Source organism: Streptomyces sp. NPDC087844 (genome assembly GCF_044742785.1).
In the GTDB taxonomy this organism is placed as follows: Bacteria; Actinomycetota; Actinomycetes; order Streptomycetales; family Streptomycetaceae; genus Streptomyces.
Genome location: NZ_JBIUVD010000010.1, coordinates 31281 through 49867, shown reverse-complemented (window position 1 = coordinate 49867; position 18587 = coordinate 31281). Strand labels below are relative to the sequence as shown.

14 protein-coding genes are annotated in these 18587 nt (G+C 70.8%); 10 read left to right on the top strand and 4 right to left on the bottom strand.

The genetic code is table 11. The features are described from left to right. Window positions 1-123 precede the first annotated feature (123 nt). Window positions 124-2100 carry a sulfatase gene (locus tag ACIOKD_RS20680; protein WP_402085836.1) on the top strand — a complete coding sequence of 659 codons (1977 nt, stop codon included), beginning with the start codon at window positions 124-126 and terminating at the stop codon, window positions 2098-2100. A 41-nt stretch (window positions 2101-2141) separates the two neighbouring features. Here the strand turns inward: ACIOKD_RS20680 and paaK are convergent, their stop codons facing one another. Together paaK and ACIOKD_RS20670 are read right to left on the bottom strand one after the other, a co-directional pair. Next, window positions 2142-3437, bottom strand: a complete 1296-nt coding sequence (gene paaK / locus ACIOKD_RS20675) for a phenylacetate--CoA ligase PaaK (protein WP_402085833.1) — start codon at window positions 3435-3437, stop codon at window positions 2142-2144. Window positions 3438-3702: 265 nt separating this feature from the next. Further along, complete coding sequence (locus ACIOKD_RS20670; protein WP_402085831.1) at window positions 3703-5322, bottom strand: acyl-CoA synthetase; 1620 nt, start codon at window positions 5320-5322, stop codon at window positions 3703-3705. A 230-nt stretch (window positions 5323-5552) separates the two neighbouring features. On the opposite strand from ACIOKD_RS20670, the gene ACIOKD_RS20665 reads away from it, so the two are divergent. The 9 genes from ACIOKD_RS20665 to ACIOKD_RS20625 all read left to right on the top strand — a co-directional run bounded on the left by ACIOKD_RS20665 (window position 5553) and on the right by ACIOKD_RS20625 (window position 15374). Continuing rightward, a complete protein-coding gene (locus ACIOKD_RS20665; protein ID WP_402085829.1) occupies window positions 5553-6353 on the top strand; it encodes a crotonase/enoyl-CoA hydratase family protein in 801 nt (266 codons plus the stop codon). Between the two features lie 166 nt (window positions 6354-6519). Then, entirely contained in the window at window positions 6520-7491 is a 972-nt protein-coding gene (locus ACIOKD_RS20660) for a Zn-ribbon domain-containing OB-fold protein (protein ID WP_402085827.1), read from the top strand. After that, window positions 7492-8580 carry a thiolase domain-containing protein gene (locus tag ACIOKD_RS20655; protein ID WP_402085824.1) on the top strand — a complete coding sequence of 363 codons (1089 nt, stop codon included), beginning with the start codon at window positions 7492-7494 and terminating at the stop codon, window positions 8578-8580. Beyond that, window positions 8577-9803: a thiolase domain-containing protein gene (locus ACIOKD_RS20650; protein WP_402085821.1), complete on the top strand. Its 1227-nt coding sequence runs from the start codon at window positions 8577-8579 to the stop codon at window positions 9801-9803. The genes ACIOKD_RS20655 and ACIOKD_RS20650 overlap by 4 nt, the downstream gene beginning before the upstream one ends. Before the next feature lie 83 nt (window positions 9804-9886). Further along, window positions 9887-10129 (top strand): DUF397 domain-containing protein, encoded by a 243-nt coding sequence (locus tag ACIOKD_RS20645; protein WP_402085819.1) that lies wholly within the window; start codon window positions 9887-9889, stop codon window positions 10127-10129. A gap of 325 nt (window positions 10130-10454) precedes the next feature. Next, window positions 10455-11171, top strand: a complete 717-nt coding sequence (locus ACIOKD_RS20640; RefSeq protein WP_402085817.1) for a CGNR zinc finger domain-containing protein — start codon at window positions 10455-10457, stop codon at window positions 11169-11171. Beyond that, window positions 11168-11593 (top strand): ACT domain-containing protein, encoded by a 426-nt coding sequence (locus ACIOKD_RS20635; RefSeq protein ID WP_402085814.1) that lies wholly within the window; start codon window positions 11168-11170, stop codon window positions 11591-11593. The genes ACIOKD_RS20640 and ACIOKD_RS20635 overlap by 4 nt, the downstream gene beginning before the upstream one ends. Window positions 11594-12298: 705 nt before the next feature. After that, window positions 12299-12796, top strand: a complete 498-nt coding sequence (locus ACIOKD_RS20630; protein WP_107019075.1) for a hypothetical protein — start codon at window positions 12299-12301, stop codon at window positions 12794-12796. A gap of 91 nt (window positions 12797-12887) precedes the next feature. Continuing rightward, window positions 12888-15374 (top strand): glycosyl hydrolase family 95 catalytic domain-containing protein, encoded by a 2487-nt coding sequence (locus ACIOKD_RS20625; protein WP_402085810.1) that lies wholly within the window; start codon window positions 12888-12890, stop codon window positions 15372-15374. On the opposite strand, the gene ACIOKD_RS20620 is transcribed toward ACIOKD_RS20625, so the two are convergent. Beyond that, on the bottom strand, window positions 15371-16591 hold the full coding sequence (locus ACIOKD_RS20620) for a type III PLP-dependent enzyme (RefSeq protein ID WP_402085808.1): 1221 nt from the start codon (window positions 16589-16591) through the stop codon (window positions 15371-15373). The two genes, ACIOKD_RS20625 and ACIOKD_RS20620, sit on opposite strands and share 4 nt — an antisense overlap. Then, window positions 16588-18576: an IucA/IucC family protein gene (locus tag ACIOKD_RS20615; RefSeq protein WP_402085804.1), complete on the bottom strand. Its 1989-nt coding sequence runs from the start codon at window positions 18574-18576 to the stop codon at window positions 16588-16590. Before ACIOKD_RS20615 ends, ACIOKD_RS20620 begins: the two co-directional genes overlap by 4 nt. Between the last annotated feature and the right edge of the window lie 11 nt (window positions 18577-18587).

Sequence of the window (18587 nt, the reverse complement as noted above, 5' to 3'; positions counted from 1 at the left end):
CCACCCGAGTCCGGTCCGCCCAGCCACCACCGGGTTTCGCACGGAAGGACCTTCGGGTTGTCTAGCACCACGAACTCCCACCCATTGCCGGACCAGGACCGGACAACCCCGAAGGAACCCGAGATGCCCGAGGCAGTGCCTCCGGCGGACAGCACGCCCACCGACAAGGCCGGGACGCCCACCGACAAGGCCGGGACGCCCGCCGGGACCGCGGACGCGTCGATCGGCCCGGCGCCCGCCCCGGCTGAGGCCGAGGACGGAGAGGCCCCGGCAGGGGAGGACGAGGCCGCACCCGCCGACGCGGATGCGCCCGTCGTCGCAGGTGGGGGTGCCTCCCCCGACTCGGGCGAGGCAGCGTCCACCGCCGCAGGCAAGGGCACGTCCGTCGTCCCCGACGCCGACGAGGACGCCTCGACCGGCGCCGAGGAGACGGCCGAGACTCCCGCCACCCCCCGCGGCCGGCGCGCCAGGCACCCCGGTGCCGCCCGGACCCTGACCTACACGATCACCTCCCTCGCCGCGGCGCTCGTGCTCTTCGCGCTTCTCATGCCGAACGAGCCCGACCGCTTCCGGCCGGCCGTGTTCCTCCGGCTGCCGGTTGAGGCGATCTTCGGCGCGGCCGTCCTCATGGTCCTGCCGAAGACACTGAGGCTGATCACGGCCGCCCTCGCCGGTCTGAGCCTGGGCGCGATGACCGTCCTGAACCTCCTCGACCTCGGCTTCAACGAATTCCTCGGACGCGGCTTCAACGTCGTACTCGACTGGGTCCTGTTCGACGACGCCCGGACGTACCTTGAGGACTCGATGGGCAAGGCCGGCGCGGTCGGTGTCGTCGTCGCGGTCGTCGTGCTCGTCGTCGCCGTGTTCGCGCTGATGGCCCTCTCCGTCGTCCGGCTCGCCAACCTGCTGGCCCGGCAGAGCGGCCGTGCGACCCGTGCCACGCTGGTCGCCGGCACGGTCTGGGTGGCCTGCTCGGCGCTCGGCGTGCAGTTCGCGGGGGTGCAGTTCGCGGCCCGCAGCACCGCGGGGGCCGTCCAGAACCGGGTGGACCGGGTGCAGGCGACCCTCAAGGACGAGGCGGAGTTCGCCAAGATCGCCAAGAAGGACAAGTTCGCGAAGACGCCACCGGACCAGCTCGTCCCCGACCTGCGCGGCAAGGACGTCATCTTCGCCTTCATCGAGAGTTACGGCCGCAGCGCCATCGAGGACCCGGTCATGGCGCCCGGAGTCGACGCCACGCTCGACGACAAGACGGCGGCGCTGACCGAGGCCGGGTACGCGGCGAGGAGCGGCTGGCTCACCTCGGCGACGTACGGCGGCAGCAGCTGGCTCGGCCACTCCACCTTCCTGTCCGGGCTGTGGATCAGCAACCAGGCCCGCTACCGCACCGTCACCGCGGGCGACCACCTGACGCTCACCGGCGCCTTCCAGCGCTCCGGCGCCTGGCGGACCGTCGGCATCATGCCGGGCATCCAGAAGAACTGGCCCGAGAGTTCGTTCTACGGCCTCGACAACGTCTACGACTCACGGGAACTCGGCTACAAGGGACCCAAGTTCAGCTGGTCGACCATGCCCGACCAGTACGCCCTGAGCGCCTACCAGCGCCTTGAGCACGGCAAGAAGCGCGACAAACCGCTGATGTCGGAAATCATCCTGACCTCCAGCCACCAGCCCTGGGCGCCGATCCCCAGGACGATCCCCTGGGACGAGATCGGCGACGGCTCGGTCTACAAGGACATCCAGAAGGACGGCAAGAAGGCCTCGGACGTCTTCTACGACTCCACCAAGGTCAAGGAGGAGTACGGCAAGTCCATCGAGTACTCGGTGACCAGCCTCATCGACTACGTGGTCAAGTACGGCGACAAGAACACCGTGCTGGTCTTCCTGGGGGACCACCAGCCCCTGGCCAGGGTGAGCGGCGACCACGCCAACCGGGATGTGCCGGTGTCGATCGTCGCCCACGACAAGTCCGTGCTCGACAAGATCGACGACTGGAACTGGACCGAGGGCCTCAAGCCCGACGACACGGCCCCGGTCTGGCGCATGGACGCCTTCCGAGACCGCTTCCTGACGGCGTACGGCTCGACGCCCCACCCCTGAGAACTGTCCCGTACCGAACAAGCGGCGCGGGCCGGCGCGGGCTATCGCGGGCGCAGGTCCACGATGCGTCTGATCTTGCCCACCGACCGTTCCAGCGACTCCGGTTCGACGATCTCGACCCGCGCCGAGACGCCGATGCCGTCCTTCACGGCCGCCGCGATGGCGCGCGTGGCCGCGTCGCGGATCTCCGGAGTGGCGCCCGCGCGCGCCTCGGCCCGTACGGTGAGCGAGTCGAGGCGGCCCTCGCGGGTCAGCCGCAGCTGGAAGTGCGGGGCGACGCCCGGGGTGCGCAGGACGATCTCCTCGACCTGGGTGGGGAAGAGGTTCACTCCGCGCACGATGACCAGGTCGTCGCTGCGGCCGGTGACCTTCGCCATCCGGCGGAAGACGCGCGCGGTACCGGGCATCAGCCGTGTCAGGTCCCGGGTCCGGTAGCGGATCACGGGCATGGCCTCCTTGGTGAGGGAGGTGAACACCAGCTCGCCCTCCTCGCCGTCCGGCAGCACCTCGCCGGTGAGCGGATCGACGACCTCCGGGTAGAAGTGGTCCTCCCAGATGTGCAGTCCGTCCTTCGTCTCCACACATTCCTGGGCCACCCCGGGACCGATCACCTCCGACAGCCCGTATATGTCGACCGCGTCGATGGCGAACCGCTCCTCGATCTCCCGGCGCATCTCCTCGGTCCACGGCTCGGCGCCGAAGATGCCCACGCGGAGCGAGGTGTGGCGCGGATCCACGCCCTGCCGCTCGAACTCGTCGAGGATCGTCAGCAGGTAGGAGGGCGTCACCATGATGATCCCGGGCTTCAGATCCTGGATCAGCTGCACCTGGCGCGCGGTCATGCCGCCGGACGCGGGAACGACCGTACAGCCGAGCCGTTCGGCGCCGTAGTGTGCGCCGAGCCCACCGGTGAACAGGCCGTAGCCGTAGGCCACATGCGCGATGTCACCGGGTCGGCCGCCCGCCGCGCGGATCGAGCGGGCCACCATGTCGGCCCACATGGAGAGGTCGTTCCCGGTGTATCCGACGACCGTGGGGAGCCCCGTGGTGCCGCTGGAGGCATGGATGCGGCGAACACGGTCCCGCGGCACGGCGAACATCCCGTACGGGTAGTTGTCGCGCAGGTCCTCCTTCGTGGTGAACGGGAAGCGGGCCAGATCGGCGAGCGAGTGGCAGCCCTCGGGCCGCAGCCCCGCCTTGTCGAAGGAGTCGCGGTAGAACGGCACGTTCTCGTACGCGTGCCGCAGGGTGGTCCGCAGCCGCTCCAGCTGGAGCGCGCGCAGGCCGTCGGCGTCGAGCCGTTCACCCGCGTCCAGCAGGTCCGTCACATCCGCCACAGGTCTTCCCCCTCGCCTCTTGACCATGACCATTTCGGGCGACCGATCATTCGGTCGTGACCGTGGGGATCAAGTAATCCAGCCGTACGGGCGGCCGTCAAGGCGTGCGGAGGGAACCGGCACCTCCCGTTCACCCCTCTTCCCCGCCGAGGGAACGATCGCTGTCCGACAGCGGAGGGGTACGGGTGCCACGTACGGGGAAGAGGGCCGCCGGGGCGGGAGGGCTGGTCGCCGTGCTGGCACTGACCTGCCTGGAACAGGCCCTTCAGCGTGCCGCCTCCGCCGCCACCGACCGCGCCCACCGGTAGTCCGCCTTGCCGCTCGGGGACCGCTGGATGGAGTCCGTGATCACCAGCCGGCGAGGGATCTTGTAGCCCGCCAGACGCGTACGGCAGTGGGTCTGGATCTCGTCCAGGGAGGGCCGCCGTCCGCCTTCGCGCAGTTGCACCACGGCCGCCACATGGTTGCCCCAGGTCTCGTCGGGCACTCCGGCCACCAGCGCGTCGTACACGTCGGGGTGCGACTTGAGCGCCTGCTCGACCTCCTCCGGATACACCTTCTCCCCGCCGGTGTTGATGCACTGCGAGCCGCGGCCCAGGACGGTGACGATGCCCTCCTCGTCGACGGTCGCCATGTCGCCGAGCAGCACCCAGCGCTCGCCGTCCTTCTCGAAGAAGGTCTCGGCGGTCTTCTTCGGGTCGTTGTAGTAGCCGAGAGGCACGTGTCCGCGCTGCGCGATGCGCCCGGGTTCGCCGGCGGCGACCGGCTCGTACGTCGCAGGGTCCACCACCCGCGTGCGGGAGTTGACCTGGATGCGGAAGCCGCGGTCGGGACCCGAGTCGGCCGTCGCCGTGCCGTTGAACCCGGACTCCGAGGAGCCGAAGTTGTTGAGCAGCATCACGTTCGGTACGAGGGCCTGGAACTGTGCGCGGACCGTCTCCGACATGATCGCGCCCGACGAGGAGACGCTGAACAGGGAGGAGCAGTCGGTGCCCTTCATGGGGCCGTTCAGCGCGTCGACCAGCGGCCGCAGCATCGCGTCGCCGACCAGGGACACGCTGGTGACCTTCTCCTTCTCGATGGTCCGCAGTACCTCCTCGGGCACGAACTTGCTGTGGATCACGATGCGTTGGCCGAAGTGGAAGCCGATGAACGCGGTGAGGGTCGAGGTGCCGTGCATCAACGGGGGCGTGGGGAAGAAGGTGATCCCGTCGCCGCCGGCCGCCACCCGCTCGGCGAGTTCCTCCGGCTTCTTCACCGGCTCTCCGGTCGGCGCGCCGCCGCCCAACCCCGCGAAGAACAGATCCTCCTGACGCCACATGACGCCCTTCGGCATCCCGGTCGTGCCGCCGGTGTAGATGATGAACTGGTCGTCGGCCGAGCGTGCGGGGAACCCCCGCCCGGGGGATCCGGCGGCCTCGGCGGCCTCGAAGCCCAGCGCCGGCAGCGAGGGCGCGTCGAGGGCAGGGGTACCCACCCGCACGAGGAGGCGCAGGGCCGGGGTGTGCGGCAGGGCGGCCGCCACCCGCTCGGTGAACTCCGCGTCGAAGACCAGGGCGGCCAGGTCGGCGTCCTTGTAGAGGTAGATCAACTCTTCTTCGACATAGCGGTAGTTGACGTTGACCGGCACGATCCGTGCCTTCAGGCACCCCAGGACGGTCTGCAGGTACTCGATGCCGTTGTAGAGGTGCAGTCCGAGGTGTTCACCGGGGCGGATGCCGGTGTCGATCAGGTGGTGGGCGACGCGGTTGGCCGCCGCGTCCAGCTCCGCGTACGTCAGGCGGCGCTCGGCTCCCGTACCGGGATGGTCGATGTGGACCAGCGCCTCACGGTCGAGGGCCACGTCGACGACCGACTCGAACAGGTCGGCAAGGTTGTACTCCACCGCTCCTCCAGACCCCGGCAAGCATCGACGGACATCGACGTGCGCCGAGACGAGCATCGGACGCGCATCGATGAATGGACGTGCGTCATCGCTTCGCCGGTCATCAGAGCAAAGCCCGCCACAACTGTGAAGGGTCCGCGCAGAAGAAAACTGACTGTCTGTCAGAAAACCCTTGAACTGCTTCGGCGCCTCCTGCAACCTGTTCTCGTTCCTGAGACGGGAGGACGGCTATGGGTGGGACGGAACACCTCACCGTGCAGCGCGAAGGCGCCACACTGGTGCTCACGCTCAACAGGCCCGAGGCCAAGAACGCGCTCTCGCTGCCGATGCTGGTCGGCCTGTACGACGGCTGGGTCGAGGCCGACGAGGACGACGCCATCCGCTCGATCGTCCTGACCGGTGCGGGCGGCGCGTTCTGCGCGGGCATGGACCTCAAGGCGCTCGCGGGCAAGGGGATGCAGGGGCAGCAGCACCGGGACCGCCTCACGGCCGACCCCGATCTGCACTGGAAGGCGATGCTGCGTCATCACCGGCCGCGCAAACCCGTGATCGCCGCGGTCGAGGGCCACTGTGTGGCCGGCGGCACCGAAATCCTCCAGGGGACCGACATCCGCGTCGCGGGGGAGTCCGCCACGTTCGGGCTCTTCGAAGTGCGGCGTGGGCTGTTTCCGATCGGGGGCTCGACGGTGCGGCTCCAGCGGCAGATTCCGCGTACGCACGCGCTGGAGATGCTGCTGACCGGGCGTCCGTACTCGGCTCGGGAGGCGGCCGGCATCGGGCTGATCGGGCATGTCGTGCCCGACGGGACCGCTCTGGAGAAGGCCCTGGACATCGCCGAGCAGGTCAACGCCTGTGGGCCGCTCGCCGTCGAGGCGGTGAAGGCGTCCGTGTACGAGACGGCGGAGATGAGCGAGACGGAGGGGCTCGCGGCCGAACTGAAGCGCGGGTGGCCGGTGTTCGACACCGCTGATGCGAAGGAGGGGGCGCGGGCCTTCGCCGAGCGGCGGGCCGCGGTGTATCGGCGGCAGTGAGCCCCGCCGCGGCCCGCCGTGGCCCGTCGTGCCCGCCGCTCTGCCCGTTCCGCGGGCGGCCGGTTCGTCGCTGCGGGTCCGTCGTGGCCGGGCGCGCGGTTCCCCGCGCCCCTGACCGGGCGCTGCCCCTGACCGGGGCCGAAAGCCCCCTGTGTGAGGAGATTCCATGCCCGAAGTTCTCAAAGCTCCCCTTGTCGTCGAGTTTCCCTTCACCCGGTCCCTCGGGCCGGTCCAGAGCGCGTTTCTCACCGGGCTGCGCGAGCGGGTCGTGCTCGGGGTGCGGACCGGGGACGGCCGGGTACTCGTGCCGCCCGTCGAGTACGACCCGGTCAGCTCCGAGGAGTTGAGCGAGCTCGTCGAGGTCGCGGCCACCGGGACGGTCACCACCTGGGCCTGGAATCATGAACCCCGTCGGGGACAGCCGCTCGACCGGCCGTTCGCCTGGGTACTGGTGCGGCTCGACGGCGCCGACACCGGGCTGCTGCACGCTCTTGACGCCCCCGGCGGCCCCGACTCCGTGCACACCGGTATGCGTGTCCGGGTCCGCTGGGCCGCGGAACGCTCCGGTGGCATCACGGACATCGCCTGCTTCGAGCCGTCCGAGCCGTCCGAGCAGTACGAGCCGGTAGTGGGGAAGACCTTCGAACCGGCAGGTCACGACGGGCGGTTCGAGAACCCCGTGACGGGCATCGTCGCGCCCGCCCGGCTCGACTACACGTACTCGCCGGGCCGTGCCCAGACCGCCTACATCCACGCGCTCGCCGAGCGGCGGGTCGTCGGGGAGCGCTGTCCGTCGTGCCGCAAGGTGTACGTCCCGCCGAGGGGTGCGTGCCCCACGTGTGGTGTGGCCACAGCGGAACGGGTCGAGGTGGGTCCGCGCGGCACAGTGACGACCTACTGCATCGTCAACATCAAGGCGAGGAACCTCGACATCGAAGTGCCCTACGTCTACGCGCACATCGCTCTCGACGGTGCCGACCTCGCCCTGCACGGCCGGATCGGCGGCATCCCCTACGACCAGGTGCGCATGGGGCTGCGGGTCGAGCCCGTGTGGTCGGACGGGGGTGGCCACCCCGACCACTACCGGCCCACCGGCGAACCTGACGCGGACTACGAGACGTACAAGGAGCTGTTGTAGATGCCCGCACCGAGGCCCGCACCGGGGCCCGCGCCCTTCCCGCTCAGGGACATCGCCGTCGTCGCCTTCGCGCAGACCGACCACCGACGCACCAGCGACGAGCTCTCCGAGGTGGAGATGCTCATGCCGGTCCTGCACCAGGTTCTGGCGCAGACCGGGCTGAAGACCAGCGACATCGGCTTCACCTGCTCCGGCTCCACGGACTATCTCGCGGGCCGGGCCTTCTCCTTCACCATGGCCCTCGACGGCGTAGGAGCCTGGCCGCCGATCTCCGAGTCGCACGTGGAGATGGACGGCGCGTGGGCGCTGTACGAGGCCTGGACGAAGCTCCTCACCGGCGACGCGGACACCGCGCTCGTGTACGCGTACGGCAAGTCGTCCCCCGGCTCCGTACGCGATGTGCTGACCCGGCAGCTCGACCCGTACTACATGGCACCCCTGTGGCCCGACTCCGTCGCCCTGGCCGCCCTCCAGGCGCAGGCGCTCATCGACGCGGGCGACACGGACGAGCCGGCGCTCGCCGCCGTCGCCACCCGCAGCCGAGCCTCCGCCACCGACAACTCGCATGCGCAGCTGAGCGGTTCGGTACCGCAAGGCGAGTACGCCGTACGCCCTCTGCGCACCGGAGACTGTCCGCCCATCGGGGACGGAGCCGCCGCCGTGATCCTCGCCGCGGGGGAGCGGGCCCGTGAACTGTGCGAGCGGCCCGCCTGGATACGGGGCATCGACCACCGCATCGAGGCGCACGGCCTGGGGGTACGGGATCTGACCGACTCGCCGTCGACGCGGCTGGCGGCGGAACGGGCGGGCCTCTTCGAACGGCCTGTGGACACGGCCGAGTTGCACGCTCCCTTCAGCTCGCAGGAAGTGGTGCTGCGCAAAGCCCTGCGGCTGGGCGACGGTGTCGACGTCAATCCCTCCGGGGGAGCGCTCGCCGCCAATCCGGTCATGGCCGCGGGTCTCATCCGGATCGGCGAGGCCGCAGCCCGGATCGGGCGCGGTGACTCCGACCGGGCACTGGCGCACGCCACTTCGGGGCCCTGTCTGCAACAGAACCTGGTCGCCGTACTGGAAGGAGACCCGCGATGAGCCCGGCAACGAGCCCAGCGACAGGCCGCGCGACGGGCCCGGTGAAGGGCCCGGTGACGGGCAAGGAGCCCGTGGCCGTCGTCGGGATCGGTCAGACCAAGCACGTGGCCGCCCGAAGGGACGTGTCGATCGCGGGACTCGTCCGCGAGGCCGCTCAACGCGCGCTCGCCGACGCCGAGTTGACGTGGGCCGACATTGACGCCGTCGTCATAGGCAAGGCCCCCGACTTCTTCGAGGGCGTCATGATGCCCGAGCTGTACCTCGCCGACGCCCTCGGCGCGGTCGGCAAACCGATGCTGCGCGTCCACACCGCGGGCTCCGTCGGAGGCTCCACCGCCCTCGTCGCCACGAACCTGATAGCGGGCCGCGTCCACGGCACCGTACTGACCCTCGCCTACGAGAAGCAGTCCGAGTCGAACGCCATGTGGGGCCTGTCCCTGCCGATCCCCTTCCAGCAGCCGCTGCTCGCCGGAGCGGGCGGCTTCTTCGCCCCGCACGTGCGCGCCTACATGCGACGCACCGGCGCCCCCGACACCGTCGGCTCCCTGGTCGCGTACAAGGACCGCCGCAACGCGCTCAAGAACCCGTACGCGCATCTGCACGAGCACGACATCACGCTGGACAAGGTCCAGGCCTCACCGATGCTCTGGGACCCGATCCGCTACTCGGAGACCTGCCCGTCCTCCGACGGCGCCTGCGCGATGGTCCTCACCGACCGGGCGGGGGCCGCCCGTTCGCCGCGGCCGGCCGCCTGGATGCACGGCGGCGCGATGCGCAGCGAACCGACGCTCTTCGCGGGCAAGGACTTCGTCTCCCCCCAGGCCGGCAAGGACTGCGCGGCCGACGTGTACCGGCAGGCGGGCATCGCGGACCCCCGCCGGGACATCGACGCGGTCGAGATGTACGTCCCGTTCTCCTGGTACGAGCCGATGTGGCTGGAGAATCTGGGCTTCGCCGACGAGGGCGAGGGCTGGAAACTCACCGAGTCCGGGGTGACGGAACTGGACGGCGACCTTCCGGTGAACATGTCGGGCGGGGTGCTCTCCACCAACCCCATCGGGGCCTCCGGGATGATCCGGTTCGCCGAAGCCGCACTTCAGGTGCGGGGACAGGCCGGAGAACACCAGGTCGACGGCGCCCGCAGGGTCCTCGGGCACGCCTACGGCGGCGGCTCCCAGTTCTTCTCGATGTGGTTGGTCGGAGCCGAGCCGCCCACCTCCTGAACTGTCCCCCTTACGTGGCCTGTGCGCGGCAGTGACCGAAAGCTAGGCTGGCCGCGGACGACGAAACCGGGAGGAGCACGGACGTGGCCGAGCGCACCATCCAGCAGCACCCGCTCGCGGGCTGGGACAAGCCGGAGCTTGACCTCAGCAGCGCCGACTGGCATTCGAGCAGCCGTGGGCAGGGGGATGTCCAGATCGCCTTTGTCGAGGGTTTCATCGCGATGCGCAACAGTGGCCGCGCGGAAAGCCCGTCCTTGATCTTCACGCCCGCGGAGTGGGGCGCGTTCGTGTCGGGGGCGCGGGAGGGGGAGTTCGACCTCACCTGAGATCCGATCCCGTCGCGGAGGGGGACACGCGCTCTTCGACCCCTTCCTGGGGTCCTGCCCGAGCAAGGCCGGCCACAGGAAGCGGAAGAAGATGTTCCGGAGGTGGGAAGCTCAGGAACACCCTGCCGGTCATCGCCGCGGTCGATGGATCGGACGACAGCCTGCGCTCTCTCGACTGTGCCCTCGACGCGGCCCGCGGACGCGAGGTGCACGACTCCGCGCTGGTCGCCCCCGAGGGCCGGCATCCCTGGGGCACGGGGTCACGGGGTCCGTGAATTAATGGTTGTAGTGAATTAATGGTTGTAGAGGTCCGTATCATTAGGTCATGACCGACTCGATCAGTCCGGACGCACGGCTCGCTCTGGACCTCGCCCTGACCGTCCGCCATGACGGCCGGGGCGGAGTGGCCGACGATCTCGCCACCGCGCAGGGCCTCACCGCGTGGGTGGCCGAGCACCCGGAAGCCGCTGCGGCCGTATCCGGCGCCGTCGAGAGCGTCGAGAGCGTCGAGACCGCCGGGTCTGCCGAGGCCGCCGGGTCTGCCGGAATCAAGGGCTGCGGGTCCGCCCGGTTTCAGGCCGGCGACGCGGCTCTGGCGGCCGTGCGCGAGGTGCGCGCCGCCGTGCGCGCGCTGTTCGCCCACGCCGTGCGCCCCGGCGAGCCGAGCCCGGCCGACGCGGGCCGGCTGATCCCGTTGCGGGACGCCGTCGAACGGCTCAACGCCCGGGCCGCCCAGGCCCCGACCGTCCCGGTGCTGTCGTGGACCGAGGGCGCCGACCCTGTCGTGCGCCAGGAACCCTTCGTACGCCAGGAACCCGTGCACGACGGTTCGGACCTCGCGCCGGCCCTGGCCCGCGCCGCCATCGCCTTCCTCGCGAGCCCCGAGCGGCAGCGGTTGCGCGCCTGCCACGCCCCGCGCTGCGTGCGCTACTTCCTCAAGGACCACCCGCGCCAGGAATGGTGCGGACCCTCGTGCGGAAACCGTGCTCGTGTCGCCCGCCATCATGAGCGGCGCAAGAAACGGCATAACCTCCTGGCATGAGCGGAGCGAGCGGTGGAACGGGCGCGGAACGTGATCTCGGTCGGCTGCTGAGCGGTATGGAACCCGCCCTGCACCCCGGCCGCTACGTCTTCACCACCGTCCCCGGCAGCACGGCACCCCCCGGTCTCTCACCCGTCGTCACCGTCGTCGAGGACGAGGGCCTCACTCTCGTCGTCGAACAGGAGGACGCCGACGCGGCACGTCTGACCTACGACTACGTGGCCGGGTGGATCACCCTGCGCATCCACTCGGCGCTGGACGCCGTCGGACTCACGGCCGCCGTCGCCCAGGCACTCGCCGAAGAGGGCCTGAGCTGCAACGTCGTCGCGGGCTTCCACCACGACCACCTCTTCGTCCCGCACGAGCGGGCCGCCGAGGCGGTGGCCCTGCTGGAACAGTTGGCGGACCGCTCCGGCCGGTAACGGTCGGACGGACCCGCGGCACTCGCTCCGGCGTAGGGGGTGCGGCATGGGGCGGCAGGGCATGCGGAGCAGCTGAACGCTCTTCGAACGCGAGCGGGAACTCGCCGCTGCGGACGAGGCGTTGGGCGAGGTGTCCGGGCTGCGCGCTTCGCCTGGGCCCGCGCTCTGCTGGGCACCGAGGTCTCCCCGACGCTCGCCGCGGCCGTGGCGAGCCTCGGTTCCGAGGAGGCGGCCGACGCGGCGGACGCGTTGCGCGGCGCCCGTATCCTCACCGGCGCCGGGACGGGCGGGGCCCTCTCGAATACGTCCACCCGCTCATCGCCACCGCCGTCTACCAGGCCATCCCCAGTAACTTCCGCGTCGCACTGCACGGACAGGCCGCCTGGTGGCCCGCGTCTCCCTTCTCGAAGAGTCCGTCGACCATCCGGAGCGCTTCCTGGCGGCATACGAACCGGCCTGTGCGCTCGTCGCCCTCGGCGCGGAGCCGCGCCGCAGCAGCCGCCCCCGGGAGGCCGCCGGGTCGCGGCCCCGCCGCCCGCACGGCGCCGAGACGGACACGCTCACCGCCCGGGAGTGCGCGGTCACGGAACCGGCCGTGCGCGGCCTCTCCACGGCGACCATCGCCGAACAGCCCCGCACCGAGGAGACGACGGTGCTGCGGCTGCCCCACGGCGGTACGCCCTCCGATGCACGTACCATTGCGGCATGTCCTTCCTCCGCCGCCGTAGCGCCACTCCCGCAGGGCCAGACTTCGACGTTCTGGCCATGGATCCGGGCGACTGGCCGGGCAATCTCGGCGCGGGCCTGCTGCCCGCCCCCGATGGCAGCTGCCAGGGTGTGTTCCTGCGTTACGACCTGTTCGGCGGCCGCGGCCCGGCGATGATCATCGGTAATCTGCCGGAGGGCTCCCCGGCCCGGGAGGTCGCCGAGGGAGAGGTCCCGTTCGAGGTGGCCCAGCTGCTGCAGGCGCTGGAGAACGACGAAGAGGTCGTCGTCACCGGCGCCGAGGACATGCCGGTCATGCAGGGGGACAACCTCCTCATCGTGCGCCGCCTGAAGCTCTCCGAGACGCGTATCTCGTGTGTGCAGTTCGACCGCAGCGACAAGGTCCTCGTGACGATCGCCGCCTGGGACCGCCCCATCACCGACGACCTGTACGCGCTTCTGAAGCCGCTGCCCGCAGAGCTGTTCCAGCAGGGCTGAGCCTCCCGGCGGGTGAACCGCTTCCCCACCTCCCTTCGTCTTTGTCATGACCCTTGCCGCTCAGGTGATCGGACCTCTAGCGTCAGGGGTCATGTCGTTTCAGTCACCTGAATCACGCGCTGCGCAGCCGAGCCCTGAACTCTCCCGAAGAGCCACACTAAGGACCGCAGTTGGTGGTGCGGCCGGTATCGCCCTGGGCTCCGGAGCCCTTGCGTCTGCCGGGGTGGCGACTGCCGATGCCCCGGATACATCGGAGGTGTCAACGGTGGCGCCACCACCATCACCCGGACTTTCGTCCCTCTGGTACACCACCCCGGCCGACGACTGGGAGCGTGAGGCGCTTCCCATGGGCAACGGCGCCCTCGGTGTCACGGTCTTCGGGACACTCGCCTCCGAGCGACTGCAGCTCAACGAGAAGACCCTCTGGACCGGGGGCCCCGGCTCGGTGCAGGGGTACGACCACGGCAACTGGCGCGACGCCCGTCCCGGCGCGATCACCGGAGTGCAGGACCGCATCGACGCCGAAACCCGCCTCGACCCCGAGGCCGTGGCCGACGAACTCGGCCAGCCCAAAGCCGGGTACGGCGCCCACCAGACCTTCGGCGACCTCCACATCGACGTTCCGGACGCACCGGCGACGCCCCCGGACACGTACCGACGCGAACTCGACATCGCCGACGCCGTGGCGACCGTCGTCTACACCCACATGCAGGTGCGCCATCGCAGGGAGTTCTTCGCCTCGTACCCCGACGGGGTGATCGTGGGACGGCTGAGCGCGGACCGGCCGGGCAGTGTCTCCTTCACCCTCCGCCACACCTCGCCCCGCGACGACTTCACCGTCACCTCCGTCACCACCGCGGCCGGCGGAAGGCTGACGGTGCGTGGCGCGCTGGCCGACAACGGGCTGCGCTTCGAGGCACAGACACACGTACGCGTGAACGGCGAGAGCGGCACCGTCACCGCGAATTCCGACGGCACCCTCACCGTGACGGACGCCGACAGCGCCTGGTTCGTGCTGGCCGCCGGTACGGACTACGCCGACACGTACCCCGACTACCGGGGCGAGGACCCGCACGCGGCGGTCACCCGTGCCGTCGACGCGGCGTGCAGCGAACGCTACAAGTCGCTGACGGCCCGTCATCTGCTCGACCACCGGGCCCTGTTCGGCCGCGTGACGCTGGACCTGCGCGCCGAGGTCCCCGACATCCCGACGGACCAGCTGCTGGCGAACTACACCGGCGGCGCCACAGCCACGGACCGCGCCCTGGAAGCCCTCTACTTCCAGTACGGCCGCTACCTCCTGATCGCGTCCTCGCGCCCCGGCTCGCTGCCCGCCAACCTCCAGGGCCTCTGGAACAACAGCACGTCACCGCCCTGGTCGGCCGACTACCACGTCAACATCAACCTGCAGATGAACTACTGGCCCGCCGAGGCGGCGAACCTCGCCGAGACCACGGCACCCTACGACCGCTTCGTCGAGGCGCTGCGCGCACCCGGACGCCGTACCGCGAAAGAGATGTTCGGCTCGCGGGGCTGGGTCGTGCACAACGAGACCAACCCGTACGGCTTCACCGGCGTGCACGACTGGGCCACGGCCTTCTGGTTCCCCGAAGCGGGCGCCTGGCTGGCGCAACAGCCGTACGAGCACTACCGGTTCGGCCAGTCCGTGGAGTATCTGCGCTCGACCGCGTACCCGGTCATGAAGGGGGCCGCCGAGTTCTGGCTCGACAACCTGCGTACCGATCCGCGCGACGGCACGCTCGTCGTCACGCCCAGCTACTCGCCCGAGCACGGCGACTTCACCGCGGGCGCGGCCATGTCCCAGCAGATCGTGCACGACCTGCTGACCAACACGCTGGAGGCGGCTCGCACCCTGGGTGACAGCCCCGCGTTCCGTGCTCGACTGGAGAGGACCCTCGCCCGCCTGGACCCGGGTCTGCGTATCGGCTCCTGGGGCCAACTGCAGGAGTGGAAGGCGGATCTGGACGACCCGAAGGACGACCACCGGCACGTCTCCCATCTCTACGCGCTGCACCCCGGCCGCCGGATCGAGCCCGGCAGTGCGTGGGCCGACGCCGCGAAGGTCTCGCTCACCGCACGCGGGGACGGCGGCACCGGCTGGTCCAAGGCCTGGAAAATCAACTTCTGGGCACGGCTGCGCGACGGCGACCACGCGCACCGGATGCTCGCCGAACAGCTCAAGTCCTCGACCCTGCCGAACCTCTGGGACACACACCCGCCGTTCCAGATCGACGGCAACTTCGGAGCGACGTCCGGAATCGTCGAGATGCTGCTGCAGAGCCAGTACGACATCATCGAAATCCTTCCCGCGCTGCCCGCCGCCTGGCGGGACGGTTCGGTCCGCGGGCTGCGCGCCCGCGGCGGCGCCACCGTCGACATCGAGTGGGCCGAGGGCCGCGCGAGCCGCGTCACGCTGAGGGCGTCCCGCACGCGGCGCCTGACCGTCCGCAGCGCCGTGGTGCCGACCGGCGAGACCACGTTCAAGGCGATCGCGGGCCGGACATACGTCTGGGGCGCACAGCCCGGTACCGAGGAGCCCGGTAACGACGGGACCTAGCCCGGCGAGCCCGGCGCACCGATGAAGTGGAAACCGGGTCGCGGGTGCATGAGGAAGTCGTGGTGGGAGATGTTCCACGCGTAGGCACCCGCCAGCCCGAACGCCACACGATCGCCCGCACGCAGCGCCCGCGCGGGCACGTTCCGGGCCAGGACGTCCTTCGGAGTGCACAACTGGCCGCTGAGCGTGACGAGTTCGCCTCGCGCGACCGGCCGGGCCCACGGATGCGGCCAGTCCTCCACCTTGAGCAGGGTGCAGGGCTGGTCGTGTCCCTTGGTCGCCGGAGTGCGCAGGTGATGTGTGCCGCCGCGCACCACGGCGAACTCCTCGCCGTGGCTCGGCTTCACGTCCAGCACCTCGGTCGCGTACCAGCCGCAGTACGCCGTCAGCGCCCGCCCGGGTTCGACACGCAGGGTCAGACCGGGATGCCGCGCCAGCAGTCGGGCGAGCCCGGACCCGTACGCGGCCCAGTCGAAGCGCTCGTCGGGGGCCGCGTAGTCGACCGTCATGCCTCCGCCGACGTTCACCTCCGCCGGCCGCACCCCGTGCCGCTCCGCCAGACGAACGGCCCACTCCACGATGGACTCGGCCACCGCGAGTTGTTCCGGAGCCCGGAGTCCACTCGCCAGATGGGCGTGCCCACCCTTGAGTTCGAGATGCGGGTACGTGCCATCGGTGAGCAGGCCCATGACCGCGTCCGCCTGGGCCGGGTCCAGGCCGAAGGGCGAGGGGCGACCGCCCATGGCGAGGGAACTCGCCGCCAGCGAGCCGGCGGCCACGGGCAGGTTGAAGCGCGGCAGCACCCCCACCCGGCCGTCGGGGCGCACCTGCCGGGCCAGTTCGGCCAGCATGTGCAGTTCGTACTCGCTCTCCACATGGAAGCGCTCCACCCCCAGCTCCAACGCGGCGACGATCTCGGCGGGAGTCTTGCCGGGACCGCCGAAAGCCAGCGGACGGCCGGGCACCGCTTCGGCGACATGGGTGAGTTCACCGCCCGACGCGACTTCGTAACCGTCCACGTACGGGCTCAGCGCGGCCAGGATCTCCGGCTCCGGGTTGGCCTTCGCCGCGTAGTAGAGCTCGACACGCTCGGGCAGACAGGCTCGCACGGCCGCCGCGTGCGTACGTAGCGCCGCCAAGTCGTATATGTAGGCGGGCAGTTCGCCGGAGGACAGGGCGAGCACCCGGTCCCGTACGGCGTCGGTGGGATCGGTCATCGTTTGCCCCCGGCAGCGGCAGCGGCAGCGGCAGCGGTAGCGGTAGCGGTAGCGGTAGCGGTCGTGTGGGGCGGGATGCCTCCGCCGAGCGGCTCGCCGAGTGTCTGGCCGAGCGGCTCGCCGAGCGGCGAGGGCAGACGGACGTATCCGGCCTCGCGGTCGGCCTTGCGTTCCCAGCGGGTCAGGAGGTTCGCCTTGGCGGGCAGGGGCACTCCCGCGAGCAGCGCGGCCAGCGGCGGCGGACAGCCGTATCGGTCGCCGTACGTCCGCAGGGCGCCGCGGACCTCGGCCCACAACGCGGCCTCGGCACGGGGATGCAGGTCGGCGACGGCTGCGAGCAGCTCGGCGACGTGGTTCACCAGCAGGCAGTAGACGACACGGTCCCAGCCGCGCTGCGCGTCGTACGTCATCGGGCCCGCGACCTCGGGCGGCAGCGAGGCGAGGGTCTCGGCATGCCGCTCGGGCACGAGCTTGGTGCCCTCCAGGTCGCGGAAGAGGACCTGGGCGGGCATGCCGTCGCCGTCGACGCAGATCAGCACGTTCTGCAGATGGGGTTCCAGTACGAGGCCGTGGTCGAAGTAGGCGGCGAGTACGGGCGGCACGAGCAGCCTGAGGTAGGCCGCCCACCAGTCGAGTGCGGCCCGCGGCCCGGCCCCGTCGAGGAGATGGGAGATGTGCGCGGGACTGGTGGGGTACTCGTCCGCCACGGCCGCCGCGAGCAGCGCCGTGGTGCCGGGCAGGAGCCGGTGGGCCAGGCCCTCGCGGACGATGACGCCGAAGCCTTCGAGCAGCTCGCGGTCCGGTGTTCCGTCGGGACCGGGCAGGGCGAGGCTGCGGTAGGCGGGCTCGCGGAGCACCGCGCTGCCGGGGAACCGTTCGGCCAGGTCGGCCAGCACCGGACCCAGCACCCGGGTGAGCGCGACGGCGCCGGACAGCTCGTAACTGGCGTTTTTACGAAGGCAGTTGGTGATCCTGATGTTCAGGCTGAACTTCAGGAACGACTCGCCGTCGTACAGGGTTCGGACGGAGGCGGTGGCGGCGAACGGCCTGCCGCCCTGCCCGAGGTCGATGATGTCCCCGCGTCCGAGAGCCGCGCGCAGCGCCGGGTGCTCGCGCAGCATCTCGTACTGCCAGGGGTGCGCGGGCAGCAGCCGGTAGCCCTCGGGGAGGGGGACGGGGGCGGTGTCGGTGGCGTGCCCGTTCTGCCCGGTCCTTTCGGCCGGCCAGTCCTGCGGGAACTGCCGTTGGCGCCCGTCCCGCAGATCACGTCGGCCCAGCCGGTCGAGTGCGTCCAGGGCGCCGGGCTCCGCGGATTCCTCCGCGATCAGGTGCTCGCGCACGGCGAGGTGGCGCAGCGGGAAGACCGCGCCGGCCTCCGGCGCGTAGGCGGGCCAGGAGTCCGCGTCCCCGGTGCGGGCCTTGGGCGTGGGGTGGAAGCGGTGCCCGAACAGCAGCGCCTGCTCGGAGGCGAGGTAGGTGGTGACGGGCGTGTCCGCCGCCGCCGGGCCGGTCCCACGCCGTGCGCGGTGATCCCCTGTCCGTACGGGGAAGGACGCGGCGATACTCCGATGGCTGGAGTCGATCTGCTCCAGGAACTCCTCGTTGCGCACACCGGTCCGCAGGGACAGCTCGTCCTGAGTGTGCTCCGCCAGCCGCCGCCAGCCGATCTCGCTCCAGTCTCCGTCGGCCGTCCGCTCACTCACCGGTCCGGTGAAGCGGTGCGCGCCGAGCATCGACGTGCGGCGCACCGCGACCCGCAGCAGCACACCGCGGCGGGGCAGCCGCAGCACCAGGTGGCGGTCGGTGAGGGCGGTCTGGTGCTCGGGGGCCGACACCTCGCGCAGCAGACAGTTGAGGAGCGTGTGCGCCACGACCTCGTCGGCTGAGGGGAGTCGGGCCTGCGTTCCGGGGTCCGGGGCGTCGCTGGGGGTGCGGCCGGGGGTGGCGAGGGAGGTGCTACCGAGCGACTCGGTCAGCGAGGGCATGTGCGGCTCCA

Bases quoted from the DNA above. Each gene is read 5' to 3' on its own strand.
- ACIOKD_RS20680 (WP_402085836.1), top strand. From the start codon at position 124: ATGCCCGAGGCAGTGCCTCCGGCGGACAGCACGCCCACCGACAAGGCC.
- ACIOKD_RS20665 (WP_402085829.1), top strand. From the start codon at position 5,553: ATGGGTGGGACGGAACACCTCACCGTGCAGCGCGAAGGCGCCACACTG.
- ACIOKD_RS20660 (WP_402085827.1), top strand. From the start codon at position 6,520: ATGCCCGAAGTTCTCAAAGCTCCCCTTGTCGTCGAGTTTCCCTTCACC.
- ACIOKD_RS20655 (WP_402085824.1), top strand. From the start codon at position 7,492: ATGCCCGCACCGAGGCCCGCACCGGGGCCCGCGCCCTTCCCGCTCAGG.
- ACIOKD_RS20650 (WP_402085821.1), top strand. From the start codon at position 8,577: ATGAGCCCGGCAACGAGCCCAGCGACAGGCCGCGCGACGGGCCCGGTG.
- ACIOKD_RS20640 (WP_402085817.1), top strand. From the start codon at position 10,455: ATGACCGACTCGATCAGTCCGGACGCACGGCTCGCTCTGGACCTCGCC.
- ACIOKD_RS20635 (WP_402085814.1), top strand. From the start codon at position 11,168: ATGAGCGGAGCGAGCGGTGGAACGGGCGCGGAACGTGATCTCGGTCGG.
- ACIOKD_RS20630 (WP_107019075.1), top strand. From the start codon at position 12,299: ATGTCCTTCCTCCGCCGCCGTAGCGCCACTCCCGCAGGGCCAGACTTC.
- ACIOKD_RS20625 (WP_402085810.1), top strand. From the start codon at position 12,888: ATGTCGTTTCAGTCACCTGAATCACGCGCTGCGCAGCCGAGCCCTGAA.
- ACIOKD_RS20620 (WP_402085808.1), bottom strand. From the start codon at position 16,591: ATGACCGATCCCACCGACGCCGTACGGGACCGGGTGCTCGCCCTGTCC.
- ACIOKD_RS20615 (WP_402085804.1), bottom strand. From the start codon at position 18,576: ATGCCCTCGCTGACCGAGTCGCTCGGTAGCACCTCCCTCGCCACCCCC.